The organism is Pseudomonas sp. Z4-20, assembly GCF_051131955.1.
Taxonomy (GTDB): domain Bacteria; phylum Pseudomonadota; class Gammaproteobacteria; order Pseudomonadales; family Pseudomonadaceae; genus Aquipseudomonas; species Aquipseudomonas marvdashtae.
The window spans coordinates 1,558,977-1,576,246 of the sequence record NZ_CP071641.1 but is presented as its reverse complement, the minus strand read 5'-3'; the positions used below and the strand labels follow the sequence as shown (position 1 = coordinate 1,576,246).

Annotated in this window: 11 protein-coding genes, 1 tRNA gene and 3 pseudogenes; 1 reads left to right on the top strand and 14 read right to left on the bottom strand. The window is 60.1% G+C overall.

The features are described 5' to 3' along the window. The first annotated feature begins 33 nt into the window (after window positions 1-33). The gene (locus J3P82_RS07330; protein ID WP_434561864.1) at window positions 34-402 is read left to right on the top strand and encodes a cupin domain-containing protein; all 369 of its coding nucleotides are present in this window, start codon (window positions 34-36) and stop codon (window positions 400-402) included. An 11-nt stretch (window positions 403-413) separates the two neighbouring features. On the opposite strand, the pseudogene J3P82_RS07325 reads toward J3P82_RS07330, so the two are convergent. The 14 genes and pseudogenes from J3P82_RS07325 to dapA all read right to left on the bottom strand — a co-directional run. After that, a pseudogene (locus tag J3P82_RS07325) lies at window positions 414-497 on the bottom strand (phytanoyl-CoA dioxygenase family protein); the annotation flags it as partial. Window positions 498-609: 112 nt separating this feature from the next. Further along, window positions 610-1,209 (bottom strand): annotated as a pseudogene (locus J3P82_RS07320) (methyl-accepting chemotaxis protein); the annotation flags it as partial. Between the two features lie 306 nt (window positions 1,210-1,515). Next, window positions 1,516-2,148, bottom strand: a pseudogene (locus J3P82_RS07315) (MCP four helix bundle domain-containing protein); the annotation flags it as partial. A 486-nt stretch (window positions 2,149-2,634) separates the two neighbouring features. Continuing rightward, window positions 2,635-4,257: a hypothetical protein gene (locus tag J3P82_RS07310; RefSeq protein WP_434561862.1), complete on the bottom strand. Its 1,623-nt coding sequence runs from the start codon at window positions 4,255-4,257 to the stop codon at window positions 2,635-2,637. Between the two features lie 89 nt (window positions 4,258-4,346). Next, entirely contained in the window at window positions 4,347-5,972 is a 1,626-nt protein-coding gene (locus tag J3P82_RS07305; RefSeq protein WP_434561860.1) for a hypothetical protein, read from the bottom strand. A gap of 17 nt (window positions 5,973-5,989) precedes the next feature. Further along, window positions 5,990-7,609, bottom strand: coding sequence for a hypothetical protein (locus J3P82_RS07300; RefSeq protein WP_434561858.1), 1,620 nt, complete (start codon window positions 7,607-7,609; stop codon window positions 5,990-5,992). A gap of 14 nt (window positions 7,610-7,623) precedes the next feature. Beyond that, window positions 7,624-9,531: a hypothetical protein gene (locus tag J3P82_RS07295; RefSeq protein WP_434561856.1), complete on the bottom strand. Its 1,908-nt coding sequence runs from the start codon at window positions 9,529-9,531 to the stop codon at window positions 7,624-7,626. Window positions 9,532-9,741: 210 nt separating this feature from the next. Then, window positions 9,742-10,653: an Ig-like domain-containing protein gene (locus tag J3P82_RS07290; RefSeq protein ID WP_434561854.1), complete on the bottom strand. Its 912-nt coding sequence runs from the start codon at window positions 10,651-10,653 to the stop codon at window positions 9,742-9,744. 75 nt (window positions 10,654-10,728) lie between these two features. After that, window positions 10,729-13,221, bottom strand: a complete 2,493-nt coding sequence (locus J3P82_RS07285) for a hypothetical protein (protein ID WP_434561852.1) — start codon at window positions 13,219-13,221, stop codon at window positions 10,729-10,731. Between the two features lie 211 nt (window positions 13,222-13,432). Beyond that, window positions 13,433-13,522 (bottom strand) — tRNA-Ser (locus J3P82_RS07280). Window positions 13,523-13,605: 83 nt separating this feature from the next. Continuing rightward, window positions 13,606-14,319 carry a phosphoribosylaminoimidazolesuccinocarboxamide synthase gene (purC, locus tag J3P82_RS07275; protein ID WP_030141208.1) on the bottom strand — a complete coding sequence of 238 codons (714 nt, stop codon included), beginning with the start codon at window positions 14,317-14,319 and terminating at the stop codon, window positions 13,606-13,608. 27 nt (window positions 14,320-14,346) lie between these two features. Continuing rightward, window positions 14,347-15,105, bottom strand: coding sequence for an MBL fold metallo-hydrolase (locus tag J3P82_RS07270; RefSeq protein ID WP_434561850.1), 759 nt, complete (start codon window positions 15,103-15,105; stop codon window positions 14,347-14,349). A 4-nt stretch (window positions 15,106-15,109) separates the two neighbouring features. Continuing rightward, window positions 15,110-16,225 (bottom strand): outer membrane protein assembly factor BamC, encoded by a 1,116-nt coding sequence (bamC, locus tag J3P82_RS07265; RefSeq protein ID WP_434561848.1) that lies wholly within the window; start codon window positions 16,223-16,225, stop codon window positions 15,110-15,112. A gap of 17 nt (window positions 16,226-16,242) precedes the next feature. Continuing rightward, on the bottom strand, window positions 16,243-17,121 hold the full coding sequence (dapA, locus tag J3P82_RS07260) for a 4-hydroxy-tetrahydrodipicolinate synthase (protein ID WP_434561846.1): 879 nt from the start codon (window positions 17,119-17,121) through the stop codon (window positions 16,243-16,245). Between the last annotated feature and the right edge of the window lie 149 nt (window positions 17,122-17,270).

Sequence of the window (17,270 nt, the reverse complement as noted above, 5' to 3'; positions counted from 1 at the left end):
TAGCGCTCATATTCCAGTTGAGAAGCGTGTCCGATGAATCATTACTCCCCCATTAACTTCGCCCAGAAATACGCGCTGTTCCACGAGCAGTGGGCGCCAAAAGTGGTCGCCGAAATGAACGACTACCAGTTCAAGATCGCCCGGCTAGAAGGCGATTTCATCTGGCACACCCATGCTGATACAGATGAAACCTTCATCGTGTTGGAAGGTGAGCTTCGTATCGATTTTCGCGAGGGTGCAGTGACGATTGGCGCGGGCGAAATGTTCGTCGTCAAAAAAGGTGTCGAGCACAAACCCAGTGCCAAGCAGGAAGTGAAGTTGTTGTTAATAGAACCTCGGGGCGTGATCAATACCGGCGAAGAAACCAATGAGCGAACAGCGGTCAATGATGTCTGGATCTGACTGGGCCAAGTTCAGTCGTATTCCGCTTCCTGATGGTCGCCCAGCAGCCGGCGCTGGCGAGGCGTCGCGGCGGCCAGGACCTCCGGATTGAACCTCCGCCGGCGCAGGTCGGTGATTCGCCTGACGTTCAACACAACGGGCATCAGGACAAAACCGTCCTGATGCAACGCTCGCAGCTGATCGTCAACGGACACGGCAGCACCTGCCTCAGGTACGGAAGCGGCCGGTCAGCTCTGCCAGGTTTCTCGACAAGTTGGAAAGCTGCTGGCTGGCGTGCATGCTTTGGGCGGAGTTGGCGGCTGCTTCGTTGGACAAGTCGCGGATGTCGGAAATATTGCGGGCTATTTCCTCGGTAACGCTGCTCTGCTCTTCACACGCGCTGGCGATCTGCGCGGCCATGTCGTTGATCCGCTGGATCGAACCGCCGGTACCGCTGAGCACCTGATCGACGCCCGCGGCGCGTTCAACGCTGTCGCGCGCCTTGTTGCTGCCGACCTGCATGGCTTGCACGGCCTTGGCAACACCGCTCTGCAAACGCTCGATGCGAACCTGGATGTCTTTGGTCGAATCCTGGGTCCGCGCCGCCAACGCCCTCACTTCGTCGGCGACCACGGCAAAACCACGGCCCTGCTCACCGGCTCGCGCGGCTTCGATGGCCGCGTTCAGCGCCAACAGGTTGGTTTGTTCGGCGATGCCACGGATCACCTCGAGCACGGCGCCGATGCTGGAAGTTTCCTGGGCTAGGGCCTCGATCGTGCCCGACGCGCTCTCCACCTCCTGGGCCAACTGGCGGATCGAATCGACGGTACTGCTGACCACTTGGGCGCCGTCGCGGGACTGGCTCGTCGCCTGCTGCGCGGCCTCGGAAGCGCTCGCCGCGTTATGGGCTACTTCATGCACCGCCGCGCTCATCTGCGTGGCAGCGGTGCTGACCTGGTCGAGCGCCGCATGCTCGCTGCTGATCAAGCGATCATTTGTCGCCGCCATGCTGGCCATGGCGCGCGCTGCGGAGTCGACCTCCCCGGTCACCCGCCCAACCTCGGCGATCAACGGCTGCAACTTGTCGAGGAAACGGTTGAAGGCGCTGCCGAGCTGGCCCAACTCATCGGCCGAACGCACTTCGAGGCGTCCTTTCAAATCGCCCCCGCCCTCGGCGATCTGCTCGACTCGCTGCAACAATCGGCGCATAGGGGTCAGCACTACCAGTGGCAGAACAACGATTACCAAGATGCAACCAAGCAGGCCGACCAGCAGAATCACGCCCTGATGCACCCCGACTGCTTCGCCGTTTTCAATCGCCGCGTCGCCCTCGCGGTGCGACGCGGCATCTTCCAGCTCACCCAGCTTGTCGATGGAATCACGCATGGTATCGAACAGGCGCTCGCTGTCACTAAAACTCAAGGCGCTGGCGCCCTGGGGGTCGCCGACAGACTGCTCGATGACCCGCCGCGAAACCTGCATCCATTTTCCGAAGCTGTCGTTGAACTGACTGACCAACGCCAGCGCCTCGGCACCGGGCTGCATCGCGGCATATTGCTGCACGCGGTCATAGGCCTGCTTGGCATTCTCGCCATGACTGGCGCTCAGCGCCTGCACGTGTACGTCTGCATGACCATCCAGCAGACTGCGCTCGGCGACGAACGCCTGATAAAGATCGCGATCCGCATTGAGCAACAGGCTGATGGCCGGCAAATAACGTTTGGTCAATTGCGTGCTGGACTCGGTCACTTGACCGATGCCGCGCATGCCCGTCCACCCCATTAGCGCCAGCAATACAGCCAGGAAGGCGACTGGGAGAGTGATCTTCCAGCGAAAGCCAAGGTCGGCAAAAAATCGCGGCATGGGGGTCACTCCTTACACGGGGGAATACCTACCTATCGGCAGCCATGTCTTGAGCTATAGCCCATTAGTCTGATTGTCACAAAGGTTTTGGTGTGAAGGGCTGTGGTTATGCAGGATGCGGAGGGGAGTTGAGCTGGATAAAAAAGTATGGGGTGGACGCAGTACCGTCGGGGATTTTTCTGACATTTTCCGCTCACATAATTCAGGGAAGAGTCCTACGCATCGTCTGATTGATGATCTCTGCAGGACGGCCCTATAGTCCAAGCGTCATTCGTAGGAGCGGCTTGGGTTTGGCGACTCGATGACAAATGGTGCGGAAACGGGACCGGCCACGATTTTGAGTTCGCTTGTAATCGCCCCGCTTCATAATCGTGGTCTCTCCCGAATGGCTTATTGTCCGTGCTCGCGAAACCACGACTCCATGTCCTGGACTCCCATAGCCTGCGGCGGCGGTGGGCAATTCTCTGTCAGACACTGTTCAGCGGGATCGAAGCGGAATACCTGGCCATCCGTAGCGTTAAGACGCATTTGTACAACGGGCCAGAAACGCCTCGTCTTCTGGTAATAATCGTCCTGGGTATAACGAGCTCCCGCCAACCCATCTCCCGGCCTGAGTCCGGGGCCGTGATACACCGCTTCAATGGGTAATTTCTCGGCAATGTCCTTCGGCCAGGCCGCCAGCACCAACTCGTTCCAGTTGTACTGGGGGTGCGCGACCGTGTTGCGGATGTCCATGACCACTTGGGCCATATCCGCCGATGTATCGAAACTGCAGGATTCATAAGGCGCCGTGGCGTACCGGCCCTGCCAGCTCGCCACGCTGTCAACACCTCCCGTTGCGCAGACCATACGCCCGGTGCAGGCTTCGATCAGATTCCCCGTATAACCGTCGAACGGGTACAGGCAACGCAGCGTCAGCGGATGGGCCGCTGGCGCGGAAGATTCCTTGAACAACAAGCCTTGAGGTCCGGCGGGCAAGTGCATCACAGCATCGGCCCGTGCATAACTGGCGGATACACCATTAATCTGTTCTGATCGGGGGCTGGGATCCCATGCGTGAAACGCCGTGACGGCTTCGGTCGATCTCAATATGATCCCATTGCAATAAAACGATGCCCGCCCATCCGGACAGGTCTTGGCCGTATCGAAATAGCGCCTGTTCAGCCGCTCCGCCACCTGATAACCAACGTACACTTGCTCCTGCACATCAAAACCAAACACCAGCCCGTCGGGCTGCGCCAGATCCAGACGCAGAATCGGCAGCCATTGACCAGTGGCCGCGAAATAATCGTTCTGGTCAGACTGGGCCACGCGCAGTCCCTTGTCCCCCTGTACGTCATAAAACAACGCTTGCACCGGCACTTGCGTCGGGGCCTGGGGATCCCAATTGCGTACCTGTACTTGGTTGGGTTGGGCAACCCAACTGCCGCCCAGTTGTTCATGGGCCAGCAGGCTGGCGCGAAACTGTGCCGCCACCCGGCTGCTCAGCGAACATTGCGCCGCAGGCTGCTGGTCTTGCTGCTGGAAATGCGCCAGCCAACCCGGCGCATCGTTCACGCCCTGCGCGGCGCAGGAGCCCGGATCACCCTCGCTGCCGCCTGCGCCACAGCCGTATTTATCCCTATTCGTCGATACCAACGGGTAGGCACAGAGCACGTCCAACGATTTTCCTTGGCTGATGGCAGTTACCGAATCACTGAACACCATCCCGCTGGGCTGTGTCAGAGTGCGGATGCCCAGGTCGCGGCGCAAATAGGAAAAGTCACGCGCGCCCAGGGCATCGGCGGTGGGACCATGCTCCCAGAATTTCACGGTGAAGCCGCTCGCCAGCCCACTGACCAGCACCCCGCTACAAAAGTAGGCCGGCTGGTTATTGGGGCATTGCTGCGGTGCATAGCGGTAACGATTATTAAGCAAGTGCGCGACTTCAGGCCCGGTGGCGGCCTGGACCGCCAGCACAAATACGATCGATACCAGACCCAGGAGCTTGCTCAGCAGAAAATTAAATCCCATGAATGCCTCCTTGAAACCAGGTTTACAGAATCACGCGTCGCCCCCCGAACACAGACAAACAGTAATCGCCGTTGGACGAAGCAACATCGTTAAGGATCCAGGTACCGCTCCAGGTTCGGACCGAAATATTGTCGACCCGCCGCTCTTACCTGAGGAGCCGGACAACGATCGCTCAGACACTGGTCGTCCGGACTGAACCTAAATATCCGGGCATCCGGCGCATCCAGCCGCAGTTCGACAATCGGCATGAATCGACCGGTTTGCTGGAAGTAATCATCCTGGAGATAGCGTGAACCGACCGGCCCATTACCCTCGAAAAGCGCATCGCCATAAAACACCGCGTCGATCGGTAATTGCTCGGGAATGTCCTGCGGCCAGGTCCTGACCATGAACTCATTCCAATCCCTATCCGCCATGTGCACGCGAATATCGATCGTCAGTTGGATCTGCTCCGCAGTCGGCAAAAAACTGCAGGTGTTATAGGGATAGGTACCATAACGCTCCATCCAGGTAGCCACGCTGTCGATCCCCATTTGCTGGCACACACCGTGGGACGAACAAGCTTCAGCCAGATTTGAGGTACCTGCATCGACAGGATAGGCACAACCCATCGTCAGCGGGTAAGTAGCCGGCGCGGCCCACTCTTTGAATAGGAACCCTTGACGCCAAACCGGTCTGAGGACGTGTGCATCGGCCCTCAAATAAGTCGTGGAAACACCATTGTTCCGAACAGATCCCGGGCTGGGATTCCAGGAATGGAATGCGGTATTCGCATCGGTTCCCCTCAACACCACTCCATTGCAGTAGAACGACGCACGACCGTCTGGACAGGTCGGCGCCGTATCGAAATACCGCCTGTTGAGCCGCTCCGCCACCTGATAGCCCACGTACAGCTGCTCTTGCAAATCAAAACCAAACACCAAGCCGTCGGCCTGGGTCAGGTCCAGGCGCAGGATCGGCAGCCATTGCCCCGTGGCTGCGTAATAGTCCTTCTGATCGGACTGCGCCACGCGCAGTCCCTTGTCCCCATGTACGTCATAAAACAACGCTTGCACCGGTACTTGCGTCGGGGCCTGGGGATCCCAATTACGTACCTGTACTTGGTTGGGTTGGGCAACCCAACTGCCGCCCAGTTGTTCATGGGCCAGCAGGCTGGCGCGAAATTGTGCCGCGATGCGGCTGCTCAGCGAACATTGCGCCGCAGGCTGCTGGCCTTGCTGCTGGAAATGCGCCAGCCAACCCGGCGCATCGTTCACGCCCTGCGCGGCGCAGGAGCCCGGATCACCCTCGCTGCCGCCTGCGCCACAGCCGTATTTATCCCTATTCGTCGATACCAACGGGTAGGCACAGAGCACGTCCAACGATTTTCCTTGGCTGATGGCAGTTACCGAATCACTGAACACCATCCCGCTGGGCTGTGTCAGGGTGCGGATGCCCAGGTCGCGGCGCAAATAGGAAAAGTCACGCGCGCCCAGGGCATCGGCGGTGGGACCATGCTCCCAGAATTTCACGGTGAAGCCGCTCGCCAGCCCACTGACCAGCACCCCGCTACAAAAATATGCCGGGTGTCCTCCGGCACACTGCTGCGGTGCATAGCGGTACCGATTGTTAAGCAATTGCGCGACTTCCGGGCCGGTTGCAGCCTGGCTCGTGAAAATGAGCAGTGCCAGCATCAGGACCAGACCTTTACCGAGCCAAACCGAATAACTACTCATCGTGACGCTCCCCGACACTATTGTCCGTGCTTGAGAAACCAGGCATCTGCTGCTTCCTGAGCCCCGAACGATTGCTGGGGTGGGGCGCAACTGCCAGCCAGGCATTGATCGTCGGGATTAAAGATGAATACCTGCCGGTCCGTGGCACCAAGGCGCAGTTGGACGACCGGCCAGAAGCGCCCCGTACTCTTGAAATAGTCATCCTGGATATAACGCGCGCCGGCCAGGCCATCCCGAGGGAAATAGGACGTGTGGCTATAGAAAAGAGCGTCGACGGGCAACTGCTCGGGAATATCCTCCGGCCAGGCCGCCAGAATGAATTCGTTCCAGTCGTATTCAGGCATCGGGATCGTTCTGCGGATCTCATCGATCAACTGAAGGTTCGTTACCGTTGGGTCGAAGCTGCAGGACAGGTAGAGACTCGCGTGGTATTTCGCCGTCCATTTTTCCAGGTTGTCGATCCCTAGATTGGCGCAGGCATCATTGACCAGGCAGGCGTCGGTGCCCCATCCCGTATGCCCGTCGTAGGGGTACCCGCAGCGCAATGTCTGCGGATGCGCGGACGGAGCTGCCATCTCCTTGAACAGCAGCCCCTGAGGCCAGACGGGCCTCGGGGCCAGGGAATCGGTCCTTAAGAGCGTAATGGAAATACCGTTGTTTTCTTTCGAAGCGGGGCTGGGATTCCAAGAATGAAAAAGTGGCGAAACATCGGTTCCTCTCAATATCACCCAATTGCAGTAGAACGATGCCCGACCATCCGGACAGGTGGCCGCCGTATCGAAATAGCGCCTGTTCAACCGCCCGGCCACTTCATAGCCGATATAAATCTGGTCCCACAGCTCGAAGCCGAAGACGTCATCCCGGGCCCGCGACATATCCAGGCGCAGGATCGGCAGCCATTGCCCGGTGGCCGCGTGATAATCGTTCTGATTCTTCTGCGCCACACGCAAGCCGCCGGTTTGACTCAAGTCATAAAACAACGCTTGCACCGGAATCTGCGTCGGCGCCTGTGCATCCCAAAGGCGCACCTGCAACTGATTGGGCTGGGTCACCCAGTCACCCCCCAACTGCTGGTGGGCCAGCAGGCTGGCGCGAAACTGTGTCGCGATCCGGCTGCTCAGCGAACATTGCGCGTCGAGCTGCTGGCCGTGCTGCTGGAAATGCACAAGCCAGCCAGGCGCATCGCTGACCCCTTGCGCGGCGCAGGAACCCGGATCGTCCACTGTCCCGCCGGCCCCGCAACCCTCAAGCCCGTGTATCGTCGTCGGTAAAGGGTAGGCGCAGCGCACGTCGACAGTCTTGCCCTGACTGATAGCCGTGATCGAATCGCTGAAGACCATGCCATTGCTCTCGCGCAGGGTGCGTATACCCAAGTCTCGTCGCAAATAGGAAAAGCTCCGGGCACCGACCACGAGAGCGTTGTCCGTATGCTCCCAGAACTTGAGCGATAGCCCGCTCGCCAGACTGCTGACCAATACCCCGCTGCAAAAATATGCAGGGTTCCCACCAGCACACTGCTGCGGTGCATAGCGGTAACGATTGTTAAGCAATTGCGCAACTTCCGGGCCGGTGGCGGCATGGACTGTCACGCCAAGCAGTGCCCATGACAGCATCAATATCTTGAAGAAATGGCTCATGATCGCGAGGCCCGCTACGTCAATGCTTCGACGGCTCGATAACAAGCCACCTGGTCATTGAGCAAAGATCGCACCGCATCGCTGTCGCCCCCTCCTGCGGCATGGCCCCACGTCACGACCCGACCGTCTGCGGTCAAGGCAGTAAAACCATGGGTGTTGCCATAAATGGCCTGGACGTCCGTCAACCCTTCGGCGACAGGACTCGCGTCCCCGCCCACAGTGATATCGCCCCACGCCATGACACTGCCATCCTTGCGCAGGGCGGCAAAAGCCCTGGATGAGCCGACGACTTGGACAATGTCGTTGAGCCGGGCAATCTCGTCACTGAGTTCGCCCCCGGTTTCCGCCGTCCCCCAAGCCACCACGTGGCCATTTTCCCGGCGAGCCACGAATGAATGCCAATTGGCGACCACTTCGACGATATCGTCCAGGTCCCTGATCACGTCCGGCAACACGCCGCCGTGAGTCGCCGCGCCCCAGGCGACGATATGCCCACTGGCTCGCCGGGCAACGAACGCCTGCGCATTGGCACAACTCAACTCGACAATATCGTCCAGGTAGGCGATCTTTTCCGGCAGCGCACCGCCCTGCTCCGCTCCTCCCCAGGCAATCAGCCGGCGATTTTTGCGCAGGGCCGAGAACGCGGCGTCATTGCCCATCACGTCGTCGATATCGTTCAACTGCCCGACCGCTTCGCCCAACTCGCCGCCACTGGCGGCAGCGCCCCAGGCCACGATCTCGCCAGTGCGGCGGATCGCGACAAACGCCGACGCCCCGCCGCACACCCTGACGATATCCGTGTAGCCCTCGATGGGCGCGGGCAGCAACCCACCGCGTTCCGGATCTCCCCAGGCGACCAATTGACCACTGCGTTTGATACCGGCGAAAGCCGCGCCATTGCCCACTACTTGGGCAAAGTCCAGCCTCGACAGCTCACCCATGGTCGCGCCATGGGTGGCCAATCCCCAGGCAACGACATTGCCATTGGCCCGGCGCGCAGCGTAGGCGCCCGCCGTGGCGCTCACCTCGGCCATGTCGTCCATACTGATGATGGTCGGGGGAATTTTCGCGCCCTCGATGGCGTTGCCCCAGCCGACCAGATCGCCCATGCCCCGGAGGGCCACGAACGCCGCCTCCCCCGTCAGCATGCTATCCAGGCCATTACCCAACACGTTCGCCGGATTGACGATGATCTGAAAATCCGTCGTTCGCACGCGCAACGGACGGGACGAGTCGGTGTCACGAAAACTCGTGCCGGCCACCCAACCGTCGTCACCGTCGTATTGCCATTGCGCCAGGATTGGCCGCCCGGTCGACGCCTGAAATGCGCTCAACCGACGCGAACATGCCGAACAGCGATACAAACCACGGTTGTACCGCGCGCCCATGACCCGCAGCTCGCCGGAGCCTACGTCCCGCTTGATTGAGTACACGGCCTCTGGGCTCGGCTCGCCCCCGTTGACGGTATAGGACAACACGACAGACCGGCCTTCATTGGCGTCGATCACACTGTACGGGATGGCCACTTCCAACGCTTGCCCGCCCTCGCTCGGCAGGACCTTATGCGTCACCACGGTACTGCCGGCATCCGCCGCGCCCGCCAGGTTCACCCGCAGCACATCGCCAGCTCTCAGCCAGGCTTCGCGTGGGATCAGTACCGTGGCGTTGCCTAACAAGTCGTCCGGGTTCAGTTGGTTGTCCTCGGCCTTCAGAATCGTCGGCGCAGGCAGCGGCAGCTTTGCCACCCGAAAGCTGAAGACATCAGAGTCCTCGTCTGCTCCGCCCGCCAAGCGCTGCACCGTGTAGCTCAGCGCCACGCTTTGGTCGAGGAACCGGCGGGCCTCTGCCTGGGCCACGGTGAAGTACAAAGGTAGGCCCACATCGTTATAGGTATAGGGCTTGTCGCGCGTGTAAGCGGTCACGACGCCTGCCGCGTCCGCCCAGCTGAGCACTGCAAGATCACCCTCGACCAAGCTGCCTGCGGGAATTTGAACCCTGATACCCTGGGGCACCGAATCGGGATCAAGTGTCGCGTCCTCACCCACTCCCTCCACGGAAGGTGGTGGCAACAAAGCGTTTGCTGCAGTGTTCTCTGGCGTGTCGTTCATGTCGCGCCCCCCTCAAGCAAACGGTCATGACACTCGTTTGGAAATACCGAGTGCCTGGTGATGGGCGCCGGCATCGGCTGACGTCTTGTCACCGGTGTCCATTTCATAGATCCAATAGGTACCCGCCCCCGCCGCGTCACCGGTCCAGAACGAATAGGGCAGCCAACCCAGATATTCCCCGACCGCCTCACCAATGTCCGGGTGCTTGTACACTGCCCGTAACCGGTCGAGGTCCGAGCGCGTGACCCTGTCCAGGTCGGCGACAGCACAAGCCGCGGTCATGCCCTGCCAATCGGCGCTGTTACTCAGCCAATGCACTTGCCGGATGCCCTTGACGGTCAGCTCATACTGGCGCGGCTGATTCAGGCTGTCGGTGGCGGTGATCGTGCATTGGCCGTTGCCCCTGGCGGTCACCTCGCCGGCCTGGGCATCGACGCTGGCCACGTACTCGTTGCTGCTTTCATAGCGATAGGGCGGGGTGCCCCCGGTCGCCGGTCGTGTCATCCGGGCATAGGGCGGTACGTCCAGCGGAGCCTTGTCGGCCACCGCGACATAATTATCCTGGCTGAGATCGAGTGTCGCAGGCGCCTCAAAGCCAACGTCTATTTTCAGTTCAAAATTATCCGAGGGTTCCGTGCTGCCATCGCTCATCAGCACGTCATAACGGATGATTACGATACCGTCCGCATCAGCAACAAAATGCTCTGCCTCGACATAGAACACGACATCCTTGATCGTCGTTCCTACGGGTAGCTGATTACTGTAGGTAGGGCCGACGAAGACAAACGCCTTCTGCCAGCCAGTATCGGCGGCAGAGCGCTTGAGCCGGACACGGGCACCATCAAGCGGGATATCGGCAGGGTCGAGGATGCCGTCAGGCGCCTCATCCACCGACGGGGGAGGCAGGTTTACCGCACGTTCAGGTGTGCCGGACATGATGAGGCCTCATAGGTAGAGAGGACTCGGCGTCCTTACGGTGCGCCGAGACGGATCAAGAACCGGAAAAATGATTCAAGAGTGGCTGCTGGCGTGCTCAGCCTGGGCGGCCAGGGCCCTCGGTGCCGGTGGCGAGCGGTAGTAGGAGACGTTGTTGCGCAGTTGCCCGATCACTGCGGCGTTGTTGCCACCGCCGCCAGGATGCCCCCAACTGACCACATCGCCACTGGTCGTCAATGCGGTGAAACCGTGGGAGTTGCTGTATATCGCCAGCGCGTCAGTCAAAACCGGCCCCCCGCCGCCGCCCACCAGCGCATTGCCCCAGGCTATGACCGAGCCATCACTGCACAACGCGGCAAACGCTTCGGAACTGCCGGCAATCTGCACAACGTTTGTCAGCCCTCCAGGATGGGTACCGCCTTCATTAGGTCGCCCCCAAACCCCTACGGTACCGTCGCCACGACGCGCGGCGAATGCGCGCCAAGTGCTGACGACTTCGACAACGTTGCTGTTGGGTGACGGAATCCCGCCGCCTCCGTAATCCGGTGTGCCCCACGATTGCACCTGCTGACTGTTATTCAGGACACAGAACGCCTGGGCGTTTGAACACCCCAGAGAAGCAATGCCGGAGAGATTCGGTGACGTGCCGCCATAGGCAGTATTGCCCCAGGCCACCACTCGGCCGCCTGCACGCAACACCGCGAAAGCGGCGAAACTGCCCAAGATGTCCACGGCATCATTGATAACGAGGTCCCCAGGCATCGTGCCGCCGTAGTCACCGTCCAAATTTCGACCCCAGGCCACGACAGGGTTATTCAGACGACGAACCGCAAATGCCTGGGAGGCGCCGTAAACATGTGTTGTTCCGGGGAGCCCTCCCAGTTCCGGAGGAATCAAATCCGTCTCCTGACCTCTCCCCCAGGCCACCAGGCTATTGTTGCTGGTCTTGCGTCCGGCAAATGCATTGCCATTGGCGGCCAACTCGGCGAAGCCATAAGGCGATACGCTTCCCATCATCCCGCCTGCGTTCGAATCGCCCCAGACCCGCACAGTGCCGCCACTGTCCAGCGCCGCATAAGCGCTCTGGGTGCAGCTCACTTCGAAAATATTGCTCAGGGCGGGAGGTGCCGCGCCGAAATCCGGATTGCCCCAGCCCACCACATCGCCCTGGTCGCGCAAGGCTACAAAAGCTGCACCGCCATCGGTAAGCGTATCGGCCCCGTTGCCGAAAATATTCGCCGGGTTCAACGTCGCCTCATGGCTGCTGGAACGTACCTGCAATGGCTTGGATGGTTGACTGTCGCGCCAGGTAGCGGAAGGTGCACTCCAGTTGATTTCATCCGCATACTTCCATTCCACCATCAGCGGCTGGAGCGTGTCGGCGCGCAACGCACTCAATAGCCGTGAGCTACCAGAAGCTCTATATGTCGTGCGGTTGAAACGTGCGCCCATCACCTTGAACTGCTCCTGCAATACAGGCGTTTCAACCCGCATCTTGAACGGCAGTGACGGTCCGGTGATGCTCCCGTTTCGATCCCGCGTATAGGTCACCTTGACGCTCTTGTCGAGAAACCTTTGCACCACAGCCGCGCCGATCGGAAAACGCAGATAACCTAGCTGCGTGTCATTGAACGTATAAGGTTTTGGAGGAGATACATAAGGAAGAGCGACACCGCTTTCATCCGTCCAGGTTACAACGACCTCATCGCCTTCCAGCAACGCCGTCCCCGGCACCCTGGTCCAGACCTGGGTTGTTTGAGAGGGATCGAGCGTGCCGCCGTCCTTAACACCTTCAACGTTGGGCGCTGGTAGGTCCTGCTCGACCTGACCAAGGTGGACATTGATATATTTGATTGAGGACTGGTTGGAGTTGCCCAACTGATCCGTCACCCTGAATTCAAGCGGCGTGTTTGGGTTGTCCCCTGCCTGTATGAATGTATCGGTAAAGAGCGTATGCACCACGGGCACCAAACCGTCCAATACTTCAAATGGAACCGTCGCATTGCCTATCAAGAAATTGATGCGGTCGTAGGTCCGCCGATTGGAATAAGTAAAACCAAACGCTACACCCTGCGCCGCCCGTTCACCGCTGACTCCGTCGGCAATCACGTCGACTGGAATGACCAGGTCCAGGCCTTGGGGTGCAGGCTCCCCCGGCGCCCGCAGGTGATAAAGTACAAGCAAATCCCCTGATGACACACCGTTCTGACTGGGACGGGTTACTTTGTAGTGCAACCGGTTGACACCATTCAGTAACCGACCATGGGGCACATGCAGCTCCATGCGCAGCTGTTCTTCTCCTGGCCCTACGTCCTTACCATCCACCGGAAATGGATCGTCGTTGACGTACAAATCAGCTCGGTCATCCACCGCCATTGTCCAGGAACGTTTCTGGAGTTCGGTCCACGGGTCGATCAGGCATCTCAACCCCTTGGGCTGATTGTCGTACAGGCTCTTGGGAATGCCGCCATGCGCAATACCCGCCGGCTTCACTGGCGTCACCCACCCCATGATGATCACAGGGAATAGCTTGAACAATTCGTTCAAGGCGGAAGATTGGATGTCCATGATGTCTCCTGACAATGGTGGGCGGCCTTTCGGCATGGAGCCATGAGACTTCAAGCGGCGAAGGCTGCCTACTGTCAGAACTTACAGGTCGGATGGATTTAAGACGAACGGCGGGCTGGGGTGACTTGAGCGAAGGTGTTTTACAAAACGCCAGAAACGAAAAAGCCCCTGAAATGTTCAACCATTTCAGGGGCTTAGTCGTATTCAATTATGGCGGAGAGATAGGGATTTGAACCCTAGGTACTGTCGCCAGTACAACGGATTTCGAATCCGTCCCGTTCGGCCACTCCGGCATCTCTCCAGTGGCGCGCATCATACCAGCACATTCGCCGGAAGCGAACCCCCGGGCGAAATTTTTTCCGTGCTATCAGATGCTTGCGTCGATTACAGCGGTACACCCAGGCGCTGGGCGACTTCTTCGTAGGCTTCGATGACGTCACCGAGGCCTTGGCGGAAGCGGTCCTTGTCCATCTTCTTCTTGGTGTCCTTGTCCCACAGGCGGCAGCCGTCCGGGCTGAACTCGTCGCCCAGGACGATGGAGCCGTCGCTGAACACGCCGAATTCCAGCTTGAAGTCCACCAGCAGCAGGCCGGCATCGTCGAACAGCTTGGTCAGCACGTCGTTGACCTTGAGGGACAATTCCTTCATGCGCGCCAGTTGCTCGGCGGTGCCCCAACCGAAGGCCACGACGTGGGATTCGTTGATGAAGGGATCGCCCTTGGCGTCGTCCTTCAGGAACAGCTCGAAGGTGTAGGGATTGAGCTTCATGCCCTCTTCCACGCCCAGGCGCTTGACCAGGCTGCCGGCGGCGTAGTTACGCACCACGCATTCCACCGGGATCATGTCCAGCTTCTTGACCAGGCATTCGTTGTCGCCCAGCAGTTTGTCGAACTGGGTCGGCACGCCGGCGGCTTCGAGTTTCTGCATGATGAAGGCGTTGAACTTGTTGTTCACCATGCCTTTGCGGTCGAGCTGTTCGATGCGCTTGCCGTCGAACGCCGAGGTGTCGTTGCGAAACAGCAGGATCAAGCGGTCAGCGTCGTCGGTCTTGTAAACCGACTTGGCTTTGCCGCGGTAGAGTTCTTCACGTTTTTCCATGATGGGCTCCGCTTGCTAAGTAGTGGGCTAGGCGATATGTCGCCAGTCGAGCCCTGAATCTTGATCGGCCAGTTGCAGCCAGTCCGGGTCGCACCCGAGAGTGTCGACAAAACATTGCCGGGCCAGCTGCGGCAGGTTGTTCTTGCTGCTCAGATGGGCCAGGACCAGGTGTTGCAGGCCTTGCCAGCCCAACTCGGCCACCAGGAACGCCGCCTGGTGGTTGTTCAAATGTCCGTGTTCCCCGCCGACCCGCTGCTTGAGAAAGTACGGATAGTACCCCCGCGCCAGCATGTCGCGGCAATGGTTGGACTCGATCATCAGCGCATCGAGGTCCCGATAACTGTCCATGACCCTGTCGCAATACGAACCCAGGTCGGTGAGCAACCCGAAGCGCCGCTCGCCATCGCTGAGGACATATTGCGTCGGCTCCCGGGCGTCATGCGCCACGCTGACCACGTTGATGTCCAGGGCACCAATGCGCAACTGCTCGCCGCCGGCCACGAAGCCAGCCGGTTCGATGGGTTTGCGCAGGCCGCCATGCGTTCCGCGGCTCAGGTAGACCGGCAGATTGTAACGCCGAGACAGCAAACCCACGCCATGCACATGATCGGCATGTTCGTGGGTCACGAGTATCGCGCTCAGTTGCGCCGGGTGAACACCCAGGCGCAACAGGCGCTTCTCGGTTTCTCGCAAGGAGAAACCACAATCGACCAGCACATAGGTGCCGGCGCTGGCGATCAGCGTGCCGTTGCCCTGGCTACCGCTGCCGAGAACGGCAAAACGCATCGGATCAGCCCAGGTTGTCCTGAATCACGCCCAACACTTTGCGGGCCACATCGGCCGGCGCCACGGTGTTGATGTTTTTCTCGACGGTCACCTGGACGTTGTCGCCGACCTTGCTCAGGCGAACCTGATAACGCTCGGCACGGGCTTCGATCTCTTCCTTGTCCGGCGCGCTGCCGAACAGACCACTGAAGAAGCCGGGCTTCTCGTCTTTCTTCTCGGCTTTTTCGGCGAGGTTGATGTAGTAGAGGCCCAGGCTGCGGTTGATGTCTTCAACTCGCCATTCGCCCTGCTCCAACGCACGACCCACGCTCGACCAGGCGCGATCCAGGTCGGAGCCGACGTTGAGCACCGGATTGCCGCTGCCGTCTTCGCTCAGGCTGACGCGGCTCGGCGTGTCGTAGTCACGGGTCGCCAGCATCGAGACTGAACCGCCCTGCTCGGCGTTACGGCTCATGCTGGCCAGCATGTCGTCGACCAGCGCGGCGTCGAGACTGTTGTTCACCGAACGGTTGGTGAAAGCCACGTCGGCGGTGCTGCCGGCAGGACGCTCGGCACTGACCACGTAGATTTCACTGGTGTTGCGCTGCACGCCCGGCTCGATACGCACCCGCACGCGGGTTTCGCTGTCGGCGGCGACACCGGCGGCGCTCAGGCGCTTGGCCATGGCCGCGGACAGTTCATCGGAGCGCTGCCAGGTGGTGGTGAACTCACCGGTCTGCGGACGCTGTTCATCCAGGCGGAAGCCGTTGTCCTGGAAGAACTGGATCGCCACGGGCCAGACTTCGGCCGGCGGGTGCTGGCCCATGACCCAGCTTGAGTCGCCACTCTTTTGCAGGGTGTAGTCACTGGCATCGGCCACGGCCGTCAACGGCTGTGGACGCGGGACGACGTATTCCCCTTTGACGCTGTCGTCGGCGACGTTGCGCGGGATCGGCAACAGCGGATCCAGGCGCTTGGCGACACTGACGTCGGGTGGCAGTTGCATCGGTGCAGTCTGTTGCGCTTCGAGGTAGTCGCTACCACGATCGCGGAAATAACCATCCGGGCCCCAGACCCATCCGCAGCCACTGGTGCTGGAGATAATCAAGGCAAGTGCGGAAAGGCCGGCCATTCGCTTCATGCGGTGTAGTTCCTCAATTAAACCAGGACGCCGGACTGGCGCATGGCCTGCCGCAGCGGTTCGTGACAGGTAGTGCTCAACCAGGTGAGCGGCAGGCGAATGCCTTCGTGCATCAAGCCCATTTCGACCAGGGCAAATTTCACTGGGATCGGGTTGGCCTCGATGAACAGGTCCTTGTGCAGCGGCATCAGTTTTTCGTTGAGTGCCCGTGCGGTCTCGGCGTCGCCCTTGAGCGCGGCCTCGCACAGGTCGGCCATCTCGCGGGGGGCGACGTTGGCGGTGACGGAGATGTTGCCCTTGCCGCCCATCAGGATCAGCTTGACAGCGGTCGGATCATCGCCGGACAGCACGATGAAATCCTGGCTCACGCCATCGAGGATGGCCTTGGCACGCGCCAGGTCGCCAGTGGCTTCCTTGATGCCGATGATGTTCGGTACGGTGGACAGGCGGATAACGGTCTCGGCCTGCATGTCGCAGGAGGTGCGGCCGGGAACGTTATAGAGAATCTGCGGGATGTCGACGGCTTCGGCAATGTGCTTGAAGTGCTGGTACAAGCCTTCCTGGGTCGGCTTGTTGTAGTACGGAACGACCAGCAGGCAGGCGTCGGCCCCGGCTTCCTTGGCGTTGCGGGTCAGCTCGACGGCTTCGCGGGTGGAGTTGGCGCCGGTACCGGCGATCACCGGAATGCGCCCATTGACCTGCTTGACCACGGCGCGGATGACTTCGATGTGCTCGTTGACGTCAAGGGTTGCCGACTCGCCGGTAGTGCCGACGGCGACGATGGCGTGGGTGCCGTTTTCAAGGTGGAAGTCCACGAGTTTGCTGAGGCTGGCCCAGTCAAGACGCCCTTGTGCATCCATGGGTGTGACCAGTGCCACCATACTGCCCGCAATCATGAAACCGCTCCTGCCGGAAAAAGAGAGCCGTAATGGTACTGGCGCCAAGATGCTTGTACAAGCGAACTCCCATTCCCCTTGGCGATGGTTTTCGCTACCCTTCAGCCTTTGATCGGTACCGATAAGCTCATACGCCGGTTTCCAGCCTC

Coding starts and splice junctions, on each gene's coding strand:
- J3P82_RS07330 (WP_434561864.1), top strand. CDS start 34: ATGAATCATTACTCCCCCATTAACTTCGCCCAGAAATACGCGCTGTTC.
- J3P82_RS07310 (WP_434561862.1), bottom strand. CDS start 4,257: ATGGGATTTAATTTTCTGCTGAGCAAGCTCCTGGGTCTGGTATCGATC.
- J3P82_RS07305 (WP_434561860.1), bottom strand. CDS start 5,972: ATGAGTAGTTATTCGGTTTGGCTCGGTAAAGGTCTGGTCCTGATGCTG.
- J3P82_RS07300 (WP_434561858.1), bottom strand. CDS start 7,609: ATGAGCCATTTCTTCAAGATATTGATGCTGTCATGGGCACTGCTTGGC.
- J3P82_RS07290 (WP_434561854.1), bottom strand. CDS start 10,653: ATGTCCGGCACACCTGAACGTGCGGTAAACCTGCCTCCCCCGTCGGTG.
- J3P82_RS07285 (WP_434561852.1), bottom strand. CDS start 13,221: ATGGACATCCAATCTTCCGCCTTGAACGAATTGTTCAAGCTATTCCCT.
- purC (WP_030141208.1), bottom strand. CDS start 14,319: ATGGAAAAACGTGAAGAACTCTACCGCGGCAAAGCCAAGTCGGTTTAC.
- J3P82_RS07270 (WP_434561850.1), bottom strand. CDS start 15,105: ATGCGTTTTGCCGTTCTCGGCAGCGGTAGCCAGGGCAACGGCACGCTG.
- bamC (WP_434561848.1), bottom strand. CDS start 16,225: ATGAAGCGAATGGCCGGCCTTTCCGCACTTGCCTTGATTATCTCCAGC.
- dapA (WP_434561846.1), bottom strand. CDS start 17,121: ATGATTGCGGGCAGTATGGTGGCACTGGTCACACCCATGGATGCACAA.